Origin of the sequence: Streptococcus mitis (assembly GCF_003942995.1) — a bacterium.
In the GTDB taxonomy this organism is placed as follows: domain Bacteria; phylum Bacillota; class Bacilli; order Lactobacillales; family Streptococcaceae; genus Streptococcus; species Streptococcus mitis_CV.
This window is the reverse complement of the sequence record NZ_RJOH01000006.1, coordinates 20,053-32,896: the sequence shown is the minus strand read 5'-3', so window position 1 is coordinate 32,896 and position 12,844 is coordinate 20,053. Positions and strand designations below refer to the sequence as shown.

Genomic DNA, 12,844 nt, shown 5'->3' with positions numbered 1-12,844 from the left:
ATGCAACAGTATTTTGTCAAAGGCAGTGCTATTTCTCCTGTCATTATCGAGGACAAGGAAACCAGCAAGCATATGTTTCAGGTTATGCGCTTGAAAGAAGATGACGAGGTTACTTTGGTCTTTGATGATGGAATTAAGCGCTTGGCGCGCGTCTTGGATGTTGAAAATCGTCAGTTTGAGTTGGTTGAAAAGTTAGCTGACAACGTGGAATTACCAATCCAGGTGACCATCGCATCTGGCTTTCCCAAGGGAGACAAGCTGGAGTTTATCACTCAAAAAGTAACCGAACTGGGTGCCAGTCAAATCTGGGCCTTCCCTGCCGATTGGTCCGTTGCTAAGTGGGATGGCAAGAAATTGGGTAAAAAGGTTGAAAAACTAGAAAAAATCGCCCTTGGAGCAGCAGAACAAAGCAAGCGTAATGTTGTTCCAAGTATCAAGCTTTTTGAGAAAAAAGCAGACTTTCTAGCCCAACTTGACCAATTTGACTCTATCATAGTAGCCTATGAAGAGTCGGCCAAAGAAGGAGAAGCCGCTGCGCTCTTACAAGCGGTCACTGGTCTTGAAACAGGAGCTAAACTGCTCTTTATCTTTGGTCCAGAAGGTGGTCTGTCACCTGCAGAAATTGAGAGTTTCGAAGCTAAGGGATCAGTCTTAGCAGGACTTGGTCCTCGCATTTTGCGAGCGGAAACAGCACCACTTTACGCCTTATCAGCCCTTAGTGTTTTATTAGAATTAGAGAAATAAGAGGAAGAAAATGGAACAAAAACACCGTTCAGAATTTCCAGAGAAGGAACTTTGGGATTTAACAGCCCTATACCAAGACCGTGAGGATTTCTTGCGTGCAATTGAGAAAGCTCGCGAAGACATCAACCAGTTTAGCCGTGACTACAAGGGCAATCTTCACACTTTTGAGGATTTTGAAAAGGCCTTTGCGGAATTGGAACAAATCTACATTCAGATGAGCCATATTGGCAACTATGGCTTTATGCCTCAGACGACAGACTATAGCAATGACGAATTTGCTAACATTGCCCAAGCTGGTATGGAATTTGAAACAGATGCCAGTGTAGCCTTGACCTTCTTTGACGATGCCTTGGTGGCAGCAGACGAGGAAGTCTTGGACCGATTGGGTGAGTTGCCACATTTAACGGCAGCCATTCGTCAGGCCAAAATCAAAAAAGCCCACTATCTAGGGGCTGATGTGGAAAAAGCCTTGACCAATCTTGGTGAAATTTTCTACAGTCCGCAGGATATTTACACTAAGATGCGAGCTGGGGATTTCGAAATGGCTGATTTTGAAGCCCATGGTAAGACCTACAAAAACAGCTTTGTGACTTATGAAAATTTCTACCAAAACCATGAGGATGCTGAGGTTCGTGAGAAATCCTTCCGTTCCTTCTCAGAAGGACTTCGTAAGCACCAAAATACGGCTGCAGCAGCCTATCTAGCCCAAGTCAAGTCTGAAAAAATCTTGGCAGATATGAAGGGCTACGACTCAGTCTTTGATTATCTTCTGGCTGATCAAGAAGTGGACCGTGGAATGTTTGACCGCCAGATTGACCTCATCATGAAGGATTTTGCGCCCGTTGCCCAGAGATACCTCAAGCATGTTGCCAAGGTAAATGGTCTTGAAAAGATGACTTTTGCAGACTGGAAATTAGATTTGGACAGCGCCCTGAATCCTGAAGTGACTATTGACGACGCCTATGATTTGGTCATGAAGTCAGTAGAACCTTTGGGGCAAGAATATTGTCAGGAAGTTGCTCGCTATCAAGAAGAGCGCTGGGTGGACTTTGCTGCCAATAGTGGCAAGGATTCTGGTGGCTATGCGGCGGATCCATATCGCGTGCACCCTTATGTCCTCATGAGCTGGACAGGTCGTTTGAGCGATGTCTATACCTTGATTCATGAAATCGGGCATTCTGGTCAATTCATCTTTTCAGACAATCACCAAAGCTATTTCAACGCCCACATGTCGACCTACTATGTTGAAGCACCGTCAACTTTCAATGAATTGCTTCTCAGTGACTACTTGGAGCACCAATCTGACGACCCTCGTCAAAAACGCTTCGCTCTTGCTCACCGCTTGACAGACACCTACTTCCATAATTTCATTACTCACCTCTTGGAAGCAGCCTTTCAGCGTAAGGTGTATACATTGATTGAAGAAGGGGAGACCTTTGGAGCAAGCAAACTCAACAGTATTATGAAGGAAGTCTTGACGGATTTCTGGGGAGATGCGATTGAAATCGACGATGATGCAGCTTTGACTTGGATGCGCCAAGCTCACTACTACATGGGCTTGTATAGCTACACTTACTCTGCTGGTCTTGTTATCTCGACTGCAGGTTACCTTCATCTGAAACATTCAGAAACTGGAGCTGAAGACTGGCTCAATCTCCTCAAATCAGGTGGTAGCAAGACACCGCTTGAGTCAGCCATGATTATCGGTGCTGATATTTCAACAGACAAACCACTCCGTGATACCATCCAATTCTTGTCAGACACGGTTGACCAGATTATCGCCTATAGTGCCCAGTTGGGAGAGTAGGGGAATTTAGGATAACGATATGAACAGAATTAAAAAATGGCTGGAGCAGGATTCACAAAGAATACGTTTTATCAAAATAGGCCTAGTCTTGTTGGGAATCATTTTATTGATTGCTCTTCCAACTCTCTATCTTGTTTTGAGCGGAGTTGGTATTTGGTATTTTGTAAAGAAAGTACCAGATATTCGAAAAAGAAATTTAATGATAGGACTTTTTGTTGTTAGTTTTGTTGTAGTTTCTCTTCAAACTCCGACAGTTACAAAGAAAATTTCATCTTCTCAATCAGAAACTAAGCAAACTGCGGCATCCACTGCTAAAGTAGAGTCAACAACCGATGCTTCATCTAGTACAGAAGAAGCAAAACGAGTTGAAGAAGAGAAAAAAGCTAAAGAAAAAGCAGAAGAAGAGAGAATTGCCAAAGAAAAAGCTGCAAATGAGTTGCAAGAAAAAGGTGAAACCTTAGTCAAACAATTGGAAGAAAGTCAAGATGCAAGTCAAGCGAAGTCTGCTAAAGAAACAGTTAATCAGATTGAAAATAATGATAAAAAGGCAGAATTACTTGGTAGGATAGATGCAGTTGAGTCTTTAATTTCTCAAAAAGAAGAAGAGAAAAGAATTGCTCATGAAGCTGATACTAAAGCCCAACAGCAAGATAGAATTGTCTATGTTGCAAACCATGGGAATGCGAAAGTTTATTGGTATAGTAAGGATAGAATGCCTTCAAAAACTATTAAATCTAATGTTGTCGAGATGACAGAGGCCGATGCAATTGCTGCAGGAAAAACTCTATCTCAAAAAGAATAAGATAGAAAGTTATCTTGGGTTGGCTTTTTGAACAGTTGCTAGAAATGTAGAGGTATTGACCATGTATCAAGAGTTACTTAGAAAAATAACAGGAGAAAAACCAAGTTATAACCAGGAAGAAATCCAATGGTTGCTTGATCATTTGGGAGATTCTTCTCCAGAAATTCGCGATGATCTTGTTTTTACAAGCTTTGCTAGAGGGATTCAGGAAGAGCTATTTACACAGGAACAATTTTATTTCATTGCTGAAGGGATTTCATCTGATGGAGGGTTAGATAAGGAGATTGATAAGGTAGGCTTGTCAACACTTGAACGTTCTTTTAGGGCGCTTATTTATGCAAATCTCTTGTCTGCTGATGCCAACCAGCAATCGATTTTTTATCAGGTATTAAATGCAGGAATTCGTAATGTCCTTTTAAATCAAGGTTTGTATTATCTTTCAAAAGAAAAGGATACAACAGGTTTTTCAAGTCAGTATGGTTGGGTTCATGCTTTTGCACATGGAGCCGATTTACTGACAGAGGTGGTTTGTCATCCAGACTTTCCTAAAAACAGAATTCATGAAGTATTTGAGATACTTGGCCAACTATTTAAAAGAATTTCCATTCGTTTTACAGATGATGAGGATTGGCGTTTAGCAAGAGTGATCTATGAACCTATTTTACAAGGGAAGTTGGAGCAAGAGCAAGTAGCTTCTTGGATAAAAGCTGTTGACTTTCCGATAGAAGAAAGGGAAGATTTTTATAAATTTTCCAACTTTAAGTCCTGTCTGTTGGAAGTCTATGTCCAACTTGACCAGAGAAATAGTTTACAAGATGACTTGAAAGAAGCTATCCAGTCTTTTCAATACTAGGGATAAGCTAATATTGCCTATTGAGAGAGTTTCTATTGTATCCTCCTAACTAATAATGAAGACTAATAAAAGAGGTTGAATCATTTTCCAACCTCTTTTTGTGTATCTTAATGGAATTGCATACCACCATCAACGATAATGGTTTGTCCTGTAATGTAGTTTGAATCTGGTCCTGCAAGGAAGCTGACAGCAGCAGCCACATCTTCTGGTTCAGATAGACGTTTTAGAGTAATATCTTTTGCAAATGTCTGCATACCCCACTCGTCATCTTTTCCTGCATTTTTACCCACTTCATGAGCGATGTCGTACATCATTGGTGTTTTCACAATACCTGGTGCGTAGGCGTTAACAGTGATGCCTGAGTCTGCTAAATCACGTGCTAATGTTTGCGTAATTCCTCGAACAGCAAATTTTGTTCCACCATAAACAGTTAGATTTGGGTTACCGACTACACCAGCTTGAGAGGTTGCGTTGATAATTTTACCTCCGTGGCCAAGTGCTTTAAATTGCGCTTGTGCAGCTTGTGAACCCCAAATGACACCACCAACGTTGATACCGAAAGTGCGTGTAAATTGTTCCTCAGTAATTGTATCAAGAGGAGTAGTTGGAGCAACACCAGCGTTATTTACGACAACATTTAAATCACCAAAATGGTCAACAACCTTTTGAAATGCTTGTGCAACTTCGGCCTGTTTCGAAACATCGGCCACGACAGCAAAGGCATTTTCAGCTGATAATTCGGCAACAGCTTTTTCAGCTGTTTCGGGATTGTAGTCTAAGACTCCTACCTTAAAGCCATCTTGAACCAATCGTTTTGCGATTGCAAAACCGATTCCTTGACCTGCACCTGTGACAATAGCAACTTTAGACATATGATTCCTCCTTGGTATTCACGATACCATTCAAACGTTCATAAAAGAACAGCAAAGGTTTACAAATAAGCTTCGATAATGGGTTTTGTAAACCCTATCAGAACTACGCTATTAGTATACACCTTTGAAAAAAATGTTTCAAATAAACACTACCGTTTTTATAGAATTTTGTCCTGAAAATTTCCAATCAATTTTCTTGAAACCCTTTCCTTCTTTTGATAGACTAGTATCTAGTTTTTGAAAAAAGGAGAAAGAAAATGAAAAAATTTGTTGCTGAGTTAATCGGTACGTTCATGCTTGTGTTCGTCGGAACAGGAGCTGTTGTTTTTGGAAATGGTCTTGATGGCCTAGGTCACCTTGGAATCGCCTTTGCCTTTGGTTTAGCCATCGTGGTTGCAGCCTACTCAATCGGAACTGTTTCAGGTGCTCACTTGAATCCAGCTGTTTCGATCGCTATGTTTATTAACAAACGTTTGTCATCAAAAGACCTTGTCAACTACATCCTTGGGCAAGTAGTTGGAGCTTTCCTTGCGTCAGCTGCGGTATTCTTCCTCTTGGCGAACTCAGGTATGTCAACTGCTAGTCTTGGTGAAAATGCCTTGGCAAACGGTGTCACTGTCTTTGGTGGTTTCTTGTTTGAAGTCATCGCAACTTTCTTGTTTGTCTTGGTTATCATGACTGTGACATCAGCAAGCAAGGGCAATGGCGCGATTGCTGGTTTGGTAATCGGTTTGTCCTTGATGGCGATGATTCTTGTCGGATTGAACATTACTGGACTTTCAGTAAACCCAGCTCGTAGCTTGGCACCAGCTGTCTTGGTAGGTGGCGCAGCCCTTCAACAAGTATGGATTTTCATCCTTGCACCAATTGTTGGTGGAGTTCTTGCAGCCCTCGTTGCGAAAAACTTCCTTGGAACAGAAGAATAATTGAAACTCAAAAAGCCTTGCTCCTCATCTCGAGGAACAGGGCTTTTTCGTATGAGTTTAACGGTTGTCAATTTTCTCTGGATAAAGGTCGTGTTGGAAGAGACGTTGTTCTGCCAAGCCTTCATACTTAGTTCCTGGCTTACCGTAGTTGTAGTAGGGGTCAATTGAAATGCCACCGCGCGGAGTGAATTTTCCCCAAACCTCCAAATAGCGAGGGTCTAGCAAGTTGACCAAGTCTTTCCCGATGGTGTTGATACAGTTTTCGTGGAAATCTCCGTGGTTTCGGTAGCTAAAGAGGTAGAGTTTGAGGGATTTTGACTCAACACAGAGCTTGTCAGGAATGTAGGAAATATAAATAGTCGCAAAGTCTGGCTGAGCAGTGATTGGGCAAAGTGAGGTAAATTCAGGACAGTTAAATTTGATGAAATAGTCATTTTCCACATGACGATTGTCAAAGGATTCCAGGACTTCTGGTTGATATTCGAAAATGTAGTTGGTTTCTTTGTTGCCTAGTAGGCTTAGGTTTTTCATTTCTTCTTGTTGTGACATGATTTTTTCTTTCTAATCTTAAACACCACGTTGATTATCGTAGAGGAGGGTATGGAGTTGGGGAAGGACGCGGACATTGCCCCAGCTATCGTCAGTAGCGACGCGTTCCCAGAGTTCTTTGAGACGGTCCAGTTGGTCTTGGACAATATTACCCGTAGCCTTGGGCTCAGGATTTCCTGCTGATAAAAAGAGAACATCTGGTTGGTAGCGCTCTTGAATCCCTTTGGCAAAGGCCAAATCGACATCGTCAAAGACAGGGATTTTAAAGGTGACCTTGTCTGGCTCTAGTTGGGAAACGACAAAGTCCAAGGTTTCAAAGTTGACTTCCATCTTGGATGAAGGAGGTTTGGGACTCAGAGTGACCTGGTCGATGTCTTTTAACCAATTTTGCCAGCGGGAGCCTTGGGTCTCAACAGCTAGAGTGACACCACGTTCCTTGAGTTTGGTTACTAGCTCAGCCATGTTGGCTGCTAGGATAGCAGGATTTCCCCCAGATAGGGTTACGTAGTCGTAGCTTCCTAGTTTATCCAAGGTAGCAATAACCTCGTCAGCAGTCATACGAGTTGGCTTTTCAGATCCATCCCAAGTAAAGGCAGAATCGCACCAGTCGCAGTGGTAGTCGCAGCCAGCAGTGCGGACAAACATGGTTTTCTGCCCGATTGCACGGCCTTCGCCTTGAAAGGTTGGGCCAAAAATTTCTAGAACTGGTAGTTTGAGGACACGTTCCCTAGTCATCTAACCACTCCCGTCTAAACTCCGCAAAGGCAGTCGGAGTCTCATAGAGGCGAACGTATTCCAAACGGAGACCGCGCTCGTCTGGCAACTCTTGACTCATAGTTTGGAAAATCCAGTAAACCATATTTTCAGCAGTCGTGTTCATATAGGGCAGGGTCTCATTGAGATAGCGATGATCCAAGTGGGGCTCTAAGTAGTTCTTGTATATCGCTTTGATATCTCCGAAATCGTAGGTCATGCCACGTTCATCTAAAAATCCACTGACAGCAATCTGCAAATGATAGGTGTGGCCATGAAGGGACTTACATTTTCCCTCATAGTGAAAGAGGTGGTGGGCAGCATCGAAGGTAAACTCTTTTGATACCAAGGTTCTGTGAGGATTGTAGACAAGAGACTCCCCGGTTTCCTGTTTGATTTCTTTGGGTGCAAAAAACATTAGTCCTCTCCTTTCTGTGAGAGATAAACATCTAAACCATGTTGCCGTAGGTGGCAGGCTGGGCAATCTCCACAGCCACTTCCGATAATCCCGTTATAGCAGGTTAAGGTCTTTTCACGAACATAGTCAAAGGCACCGAGTTGGTCAGCTAACTCCCAAGTTTCAGCCTTGTCTAGCCACATGAGAGGTGTTTGGATAACAAAGTCGTAATCCATAGCAAGGTTGAGGGTAACATTAAGGGATTTGACAAAGACATCTCGACAATCGGGGTAGCCTGAGAAGTCTGTCTCGCAGACACCTGTCACGATATCTTTAATGCCTCGTTGCTTAGCAAGGACTGCCGCAAAGGATAGAAAGAGGTGGTTTCGACCGTCAACAAAGGTATTGGGAACCTCTCCCTCTTTTTGCTCAATCTCCAGATCAGAAGTCAAGGCATTTTCAGTGATTTGCCCCAGCAGAGACATATCTAGGATATGATGACGAATTCCTTGTTCCTCAGCGATTTCTTTGGCCACTTGAATTTCGAGGTGATGACGCTGACCATAGGCAAAGGTAACTGCTTCGACCGTTTCATAGTGTTCTTTAGCCCAAAAGAGGCAGGTTGTAGAATCTTGACCGCCACTAAAGACGACCAAGGCTGATTGACGTTTCATAGTACTCCTTCCAAAATGGGAAATGTTCAGAGCACGCAAAAAGCTCCCTTGAGGGAGCTAAAAAATACCAAGTACAGGTTTTTTTTAGCGATGGCATGTCCCAAACATCGTAATATTCTACCTACAGTCTAGCATATTTTTTGAAAAATGGCAAAGGGCAAGAAAAAGAGACCAAAGCAAGTACTTGGTCTCTCGTTTGATTAGCTCAATTCAGCAACGATGGCCTTGATTTGTTCTGCTGTGTGAACACCAGCAACTTGTTTCACTACTTGGCCGTCTTTTTTGAAGAGAAGGGTTGGGATAGACATGATTCCAAAAGCACGAGCTGTGTTTGGATTTTCATCAACGTCCATTTTAACGATTTTCAAGACATCTTCTGAAAGTTCTTCAGATAATTTATCCAAGATTGGACCTTGCATACGACATGGACCACACCAAGTTGCCCAGAAGTCTACCAAGACCAAACCGTCTTTTGTTTCTTGTTCGAATGTTGCATCTGTAATTGCTTTTGCCATTGTATTTCTCCTTTTTAGTTATATTGGCTTAAATCTTGTTTCATGAGATAGAAGAAGACGTCTCCATAAGTCCCATGGTAGTCCAAATCATGACCGTTATAAGTCAATTTTTGGACAGGGTAGTAGTCTGCGACGCCGATAAGGCAAGCTTGTTGTGAACGATCAAAATCTTCATAAGACTCAAAAGTTACAGTTCTTTCGTTCTTGCTGGCATCTAGATAGGTAATTTCAATCATGTTTAAAACTCCTTTGTTTAATGATGACTTTATTTTACTCCTTGTAAAAGAGAATGTCAAGAAAAATGATTGCGCACGCAACTTTTTTCTAAAATCATCTTAAATCAAGAAATCTAAACCAGTTTCCAAGCTTGCTTCGACAGCCTTTTGTAGCGAGGCCAGTGTCTTTTGCCCATCACCTGTCAGGCAGATAAAACTAGAGCGTCTATCTTGATCACAACACCTGCGACTAAGTAGACCACAATTTTTGGCTTCCAAGCGAGCCACCATCCGAGAAACAGCGCTCGGGCTCAGATGAAGCTTATCTGGCAGGTCAATCTGGCGTAGAGATTTTTCTTGAGCCAAGTCCAGATAGTAGAGGAGGTAGAATTCTTTCAAGGTCAGACTTTGCTCGCTCTGCTGGACAATGGTCTCTTCCAAGAGACTTTCGATTTCTTTCTGACGCCGATTGAAGTCAAACCATTTTTCTAAATAGGTCATAGTATCTCCTTTCTTTTTAGAGTTATAAGATAGAAGAATGTCCATTAACGGACAGTCTCTGCATCACAAGATGATTGCGCATGCAATAATTATACTACTTTTCAAGAATGCTGACAAGAAGGACGCTGGCATCTTTTATCCTAAATCATGCCTGTTTTCACAAGTCAAGAATTGTTTGTATCCTCTTTCCTTTCTAATTTTCATTATCCCTTGTGTATTTCCTTGAAATTTTCTGAAAAAAGAGTAAACTGGTATGCAAGAAGTCTATTTCGTGGAGTTTAGAATGAAATTATATGTTCAATTAATGATTCTCTTTGTGATTTCTCTAATCGGAGAGGGGATTTCCAGTTTCTTTCATTTGCCCATCCCAGGCAGTATTATCGGTTTGATTATTCTCTTTCTAGCCCTACAATTCAAGTGGCTGAGAACTAGGCATGTCAACATGGTGGGGAATTTCTTGCTGGCCAATATGACCATTCTCTTTTTGCCACCAGCAGTGGGAATCATGGAAAAGTTTGATGTGATTGCTCCCTATCTTTTGCCAATTGTTTTGATTGTCTTTTTTGCAGCAGTCATCAATATTATCCTCATAGCCTTGGTAGTTCAGTTCATCAAGAGACGATTTGAGGGAGATTATGAGAAAGGAGATGCCAAATGAGTGAATTTGTTTCCAATCCCCTGTTTGGGCTTGCCCTATCAATCCTAGCTTATCTAGTGGGAATGCTGATTTACAGACGTTTTCCCCATCCATTGACAACGCCCTTGCTTTTGTCAGCTGTTTTCATTATCATCTTTCTAAAAGTGACGGGTATTTCTTACCAAGATTACTACCAAGGTGGGGTTTATCTGAACAACTTGATTGTTCCATCGACCGTTGCTCTAGGGATTCCGCTTTATAAGAGTTTTCATTTGATGAAGCACCATGCACGGAGTATTCTCTTTGGTAGTTTGCTGGCGGTAGTTGTCAATACCTCTTTCACAGCCCTTGTAGCTAAGATTTTTGGAATGGACTTTTTCCTAGCCATTTCTCTCTTTCCTAAGTCAGTAACAACCGCTATGGCAGTGGGAATCACAGAAAAATTGCAAGGGTTGACGACTGTGACCTTGGTGGTTGTAGTGGCAACTGGAATTTTAACCAGTGTGATCGGACCAACCCTTTTGAAGTGGTTGAAAATAGACGATCCAGTAGCTGTTGGCCTTTCCCTTGGAGGGACAGGTCACGCAGTCGGAACGGGAACAGCCTTCCGATACGGCTCTGTAGCAGGAGCCATGGGTGGCTTGGCTATCGGTGTCACCGGTATTCTCTATGTCTTTGTCAGCCCTATCGTAGCCAGTTTGATATTGAGTTAAATCAAAACCCAGCTTTTTAGCTGGGCCTTTTTTATTGTAAATTAACCTTGTTTTTCAAAATATAGTAGGTTCCGAGGTAAAAGATAGCTATGAATATGAGTTCTTCAACAATGCCTACGCTTGCTCCCATATAGAAATTATCATTGAATCCTGCAAGTGAATTAATATAGAAGTTAGTACTGGTATTGAAGAAGACTTCTACAAATCCAATGACGATTTGGATACCGATATAAGCTACAATGGCTAGTGCGGTACGGTATTCATTGAACAGTTGTCCGATGGAAATAGCCAAGTAGATGCAGAGGATTCCTGAGATGGTATTTAGTAGGAAGGATACCCCCATAAGAGAGAGTTGAGGAAGGAATGTTCCTACAAGTGGAATCAACTCAGAATTTGATATCCATTCTGGAACCGTTATGGTAACAATAATAAAAGCGCTTAGAGCTAGTACAGTGGAGCTAAGGATAGACCAAATGAAGGCTCCAACTAATTTGGCTGTGATGATATGGTGTTTAGAAACTGGCAAGGTCAAGGTCAGATAGCCTTGTCGGTCATAGACACTACCTTTGAATCGTTTAATAATCAAGAAAATGGTTGAAATCCCAAGTGTAATCATCAATCCACCAAAGACGAGAGCCAGAAAGAAAAGTAAGACAGGTTGGCTATCTTTGAAAGATACATAATTATAATAGTGTCCTTGCATTCCTATGGGAACGGAAAGAACTAGCACGGCAGCGTAAAGGGCTAAATACCACTTGTTAACATTTTTAAATTCGTAGCGAACTAAATTCCAAAACATAATAATCTCCTTTGCTTAGGCCTTAAATTCCTGACGGAAGAGTTGGTCAATGGATTCACCTGACTCATAGCGAATATCATCTACATTTCCTTGACGGACGACTTTTCCGTCTTTGAGGAAGATAATTTCATCCAAGATTGGCTCGATATCAGAAATCAAGTGGGTAGAAATCAAAACGGTAGAAGTTGGGGAGTAGTTGTTGATAATAGTATTGAGGATATACTCACGGGCTGCTGGATCGACCCCACCAATGGGTTCATCCAGAACATAGAGACGAGCATCCCGGCTCATGACCAAAATCAGTTGTACCTTTTCTTTGTTTCCTTTTGATAGTTTTTTGAGACGACTATTTTCATCAATGCCGAGGTCTGCAAGTAGATGATGTGCACGTTCAAGATTGAAATCTTTATAGAAGGTCTTGAAGTAGGTTAGGGCTTCTTTGACCTTCATTTGCTCATTGAGATAGGTCGTATCTGGCAAATAAGCTACGATAGCCTTGGTTGCTGGGCTTGGGTCCATGTCGTTGATAAGGACGCGTCCTTGATCTGGTTGTAAGAGACCATTGATGAGTTTAATCAAGGTTGTTTTTCCTGAGCCGTTTGGGCCGAGGAGACCGACAATTTTTCCAGCTGGGATGTCAAGAGAAACATTTTCAAGGGCTGGGGTTGCTCCATAAGATTTGGATACATTTTCAAATGCTAATAATGACATAGGCTTAAACTCCTTTAATATAATCACCGACTACGCCTGGTAGTTCTTCTTTTTCATAGCCAAAATGGGTCATGGAGGAAACGAAGTGTTCCAATTCTTCTTCTGATAATTGTTTGCGCGATTGGGCGATTAGCTCCTTATCCTCAGTCACAAATCGTCCAGTTGTTCGCTTGCTGTAAACAAATCCTTCTCGTTCAAGGTCTGACAAGGCTCTTTGGATGGTGTTTGGATTGACACCCGCCTCGCTAGCTAACTCTCTCACGGTTGGAAGTTGTTGATTGGGTTCCAGTGTATGGGAGACAATCTGAAGCTTGATTTTCTCCATAATCTGTAAATAAATGGGTTTTTTGTTGTCAAATGTCCAGGACATCTTGGT

18 protein-coding genes are annotated in these 12,844 nt (G+C 42.0%); 7 read left to right on the top strand and 11 right to left on the bottom strand.

From position 1 onward, the window contains the following. From D8836_RS05140 to D8836_RS05125, 4 genes are all read left to right on the top strand, one after another. Nucleotides 1-744, top strand: coding sequence for a 16S rRNA (uracil(1498)-N(3))-methyltransferase (locus D8836_RS05140; protein WP_125393352.1), 744 nt, complete (start codon nt 1-3; stop codon nt 742-744). Nucleotides 745-754: 10 nt separating this feature from the next. Beyond that, nucleotides 755-2,551: an oligoendopeptidase F gene (pepF, locus tag D8836_RS05135; RefSeq protein WP_125393351.1), complete on the top strand. Its 1,797-nt coding sequence runs from the start codon at nt 755-757 to the stop codon at nt 2,549-2,551. Nucleotides 2,552-2,570: 19 nt separating this feature from the next. Further along, a complete protein-coding gene (locus D8836_RS05130; protein ID WP_125393350.1) occupies nt 2,571-3,353 on the top strand; it encodes a deoxyribonuclease in 783 nt (260 codons plus the stop codon). A gap of 61 nt (nt 3,354-3,414) precedes the next feature. Beyond that, nucleotides 3,415-4,206, top strand: a complete 792-nt coding sequence (locus tag D8836_RS05125; protein ID WP_125393349.1) for a DUF2785 domain-containing protein — start codon at nt 3,415-3,417, stop codon at nt 4,204-4,206. Between the two features lie 107 nt (nt 4,207-4,313). Here D8836_RS05125 and D8836_RS05120 read toward each other — a convergent pair whose 3' ends face one another. Beyond that, the gene (locus tag D8836_RS05120) at nt 4,314-5,078 is read right to left on the bottom strand and encodes a (S)-acetoin forming diacetyl reductase (protein ID WP_000048147.1); all 765 of its coding nucleotides are present in this window, start codon (nt 5,076-5,078) and stop codon (nt 4,314-4,316) included. Between the two features lie 257 nt (nt 5,079-5,335). Between D8836_RS05120 and D8836_RS05115 the strand changes: the two genes are divergently transcribed. After that, complete coding sequence (locus D8836_RS05115) at nt 5,336-6,004, top strand: MIP/aquaporin family protein (RefSeq protein ID WP_125393348.1); 669 nt, start codon at nt 5,336-5,338, stop codon at nt 6,002-6,004. Nucleotides 6,005-6,061: 57 nt separating this feature from the next. Here D8836_RS05115 and queF read toward each other — a convergent pair whose 3' ends face one another. The 7 genes from queF to D8836_RS05080 form a co-directional block, all read right to left on the bottom strand. After that, on the bottom strand, nt 6,062-6,553 hold the full coding sequence (gene queF / locus D8836_RS05110; RefSeq protein ID WP_000082587.1) for a preQ(1) synthase: 492 nt from the start codon (nt 6,551-6,553) through the stop codon (nt 6,062-6,064). Between the two features lie 18 nt (nt 6,554-6,571). Beyond that, nucleotides 6,572-7,288: a 7-carboxy-7-deazaguanine synthase QueE gene (gene queE / locus D8836_RS05105; protein ID WP_125393347.1), complete on the bottom strand. Its 717-nt coding sequence runs from the start codon at nt 7,286-7,288 to the stop codon at nt 6,572-6,574. Beyond that, nucleotides 7,281-7,724 carry a 6-carboxytetrahydropterin synthase QueD gene (gene queD, locus D8836_RS05100; protein WP_000464575.1) on the bottom strand — a complete coding sequence of 148 codons (444 nt, stop codon included), beginning with the start codon at nt 7,722-7,724 and terminating at the stop codon, nt 7,281-7,283. Before queD ends, queE begins: the two co-directional genes overlap by 8 nt. After that, entirely contained in the window at nt 7,724-8,377 is a 654-nt protein-coding gene (gene queC, locus D8836_RS05095) for a 7-cyano-7-deazaguanine synthase QueC (protein ID WP_084954441.1), read from the bottom strand. The genes queD and queC overlap by 1 nt, the downstream gene beginning before the upstream one ends. A gap of 200 nt (nt 8,378-8,577) precedes the next feature. Then, entirely contained in the window at nt 8,578-8,892 is a 315-nt protein-coding gene (trxA, locus tag D8836_RS05090) for a thioredoxin (protein WP_001029581.1), read from the bottom strand. A gap of 14 nt (nt 8,893-8,906) precedes the next feature. Further along, nucleotides 8,907-9,128, bottom strand: coding sequence for a DUF4649 family protein (locus tag D8836_RS05085; RefSeq protein WP_000570256.1), 222 nt, complete (start codon nt 9,126-9,128; stop codon nt 8,907-8,909). A gap of 99 nt (nt 9,129-9,227) precedes the next feature. Continuing rightward, nucleotides 9,228-9,608, bottom strand: a complete 381-nt coding sequence (locus D8836_RS05080) for a MarR family winged helix-turn-helix transcriptional regulator (RefSeq protein ID WP_185761600.1) — start codon at nt 9,606-9,608, stop codon at nt 9,228-9,230. 283 nt (nt 9,609-9,891) lie between these two features. Between D8836_RS05080 and D8836_RS05075 the strand changes: the two genes are divergently transcribed. Next, complete coding sequence (locus D8836_RS05075) at nt 9,892-10,266, top strand: CidA/LrgA family protein (RefSeq protein ID WP_000781325.1); 375 nt, start codon at nt 9,892-9,894, stop codon at nt 10,264-10,266. Beyond that, entirely contained in the window at nt 10,263-10,958 is a 696-nt protein-coding gene (locus D8836_RS05070; protein ID WP_001288952.1) for an LrgB family protein, read from the top strand. The genes D8836_RS05075 and D8836_RS05070 overlap by 4 nt, the downstream gene beginning before the upstream one ends. A gap of 31 nt (nt 10,959-10,989) precedes the next feature. Here D8836_RS05070 and D8836_RS05065 read toward each other — a convergent pair whose 3' ends face one another. The 3 genes from D8836_RS05065 to D8836_RS05055 are packed head-to-tail and all read right to left on the bottom strand — an operon-like array spanning nt 10,990 to nt 12,838. After that, complete coding sequence (locus D8836_RS05065; protein ID WP_125393345.1) at nt 10,990-11,757, bottom strand: hypothetical protein; 768 nt, start codon at nt 11,755-11,757, stop codon at nt 10,990-10,992. A 15-nt stretch (nt 11,758-11,772) separates the two neighbouring features. Further along, the gene (locus D8836_RS05060; protein WP_020903239.1) at nt 11,773-12,468 is read right to left on the bottom strand and encodes an ABC transporter ATP-binding protein; all 696 of its coding nucleotides are present in this window, start codon (nt 12,466-12,468) and stop codon (nt 11,773-11,775) included. Between the two features lie 4 nt (nt 12,469-12,472). Further along, entirely contained in the window at nt 12,473-12,838 is a 366-nt protein-coding gene (locus tag D8836_RS05055; protein WP_000119149.1) for a GntR family transcriptional regulator, read from the bottom strand. Nucleotides 12,839-12,844: the final 6 nt, after the last annotated feature.

What these genes read in the sequence shown, in the direction of transcription:
- D8836_RS05120 (WP_000048147.1), bottom strand. Translation starts at nt 5,078, where the DNA reads ATGTCTAAAGTTGCTATTGTCACAGGTGCAGGTCAAGGAATCGGTTTT.
- D8836_RS05080 (WP_185761600.1), bottom strand. Translation starts at nt 9,608, where the DNA reads ATGACCTATTTAGAAAAATGGTTTGACTTCAATCGGCGTCAGAAAGAA.
- D8836_RS05075 (WP_000781325.1), top strand. Translation starts at nt 9,892, where the DNA reads ATGAAATTATATGTTCAATTAATGATTCTCTTTGTGATTTCTCTAATC.
- D8836_RS05130 (WP_125393350.1), top strand. Translation starts at nt 2,571, where the DNA reads ATGAACAGAATTAAAAAATGGCTGGAGCAGGATTCACAAAGAATACGT.
- D8836_RS05055 (WP_000119149.1), bottom strand. Translation starts at nt 12,838, where the DNA reads ATGTCCTGGACATTTGACAACAAAAAACCCATTTATTTACAGATTATG.
- trxA (WP_001029581.1), bottom strand. Translation starts at nt 8,892, where the DNA reads ATGGCAAAAGCAATTACAGATGCAACATTCGAACAAGAAACAAAAGAC.
- D8836_RS05070 (WP_001288952.1), top strand. Translation starts at nt 10,263, where the DNA reads ATGAGTGAATTTGTTTCCAATCCCCTGTTTGGGCTTGCCCTATCAATC.
- D8836_RS05125 (WP_125393349.1), top strand. Translation starts at nt 3,415, where the DNA reads ATGTATCAAGAGTTACTTAGAAAAATAACAGGAGAAAAACCAAGTTAT.
- pepF (WP_125393351.1), top strand. Translation starts at nt 755, where the DNA reads ATGGAACAAAAACACCGTTCAGAATTTCCAGAGAAGGAACTTTGGGAT.
- queC (WP_084954441.1), bottom strand. Translation starts at nt 8,377, where the DNA reads ATGAAACGTCAATCAGCCTTGGTCGTCTTTAGTGGCGGTCAAGATTCT.
- D8836_RS05060 (WP_020903239.1), bottom strand. Translation starts at nt 12,468, where the DNA reads ATGTCATTATTAGCATTTGAAAATGTATCCAAATCTTATGGAGCAACC.
- D8836_RS05115 (WP_125393348.1), top strand. Translation starts at nt 5,336, where the DNA reads ATGAAAAAATTTGTTGCTGAGTTAATCGGTACGTTCATGCTTGTGTTC.
- queF (WP_000082587.1), bottom strand. Translation starts at nt 6,553, where the DNA reads ATGTCACAACAAGAAGAAATGAAAAACCTAAGCCTACTAGGCAACAAA.
- queD (WP_000464575.1), bottom strand. Translation starts at nt 7,724, where the DNA reads ATGTTTTTTGCACCCAAAGAAATCAAACAGGAAACCGGGGAGTCTCTT.
- queE (WP_125393347.1), bottom strand. Translation starts at nt 7,288, where the DNA reads ATGACTAGGGAACGTGTCCTCAAACTACCAGTTCTAGAAATTTTTGGC.
- D8836_RS05140 (WP_125393352.1), top strand. Translation starts at nt 1, where the DNA reads ATGCAACAGTATTTTGTCAAAGGCAGTGCTATTTCTCCTGTCATTATC.
- D8836_RS05065 (WP_125393345.1), bottom strand. Translation starts at nt 11,757, where the DNA reads ATGTTTTGGAATTTAGTTCGCTACGAATTTAAAAATGTTAACAAGTGG.
- D8836_RS05085 (WP_000570256.1), bottom strand. Translation starts at nt 9,128, where the DNA reads ATGATTGAAATTACCTATCTAGATGCCAGCAAGAACGAAAGAACTGTA.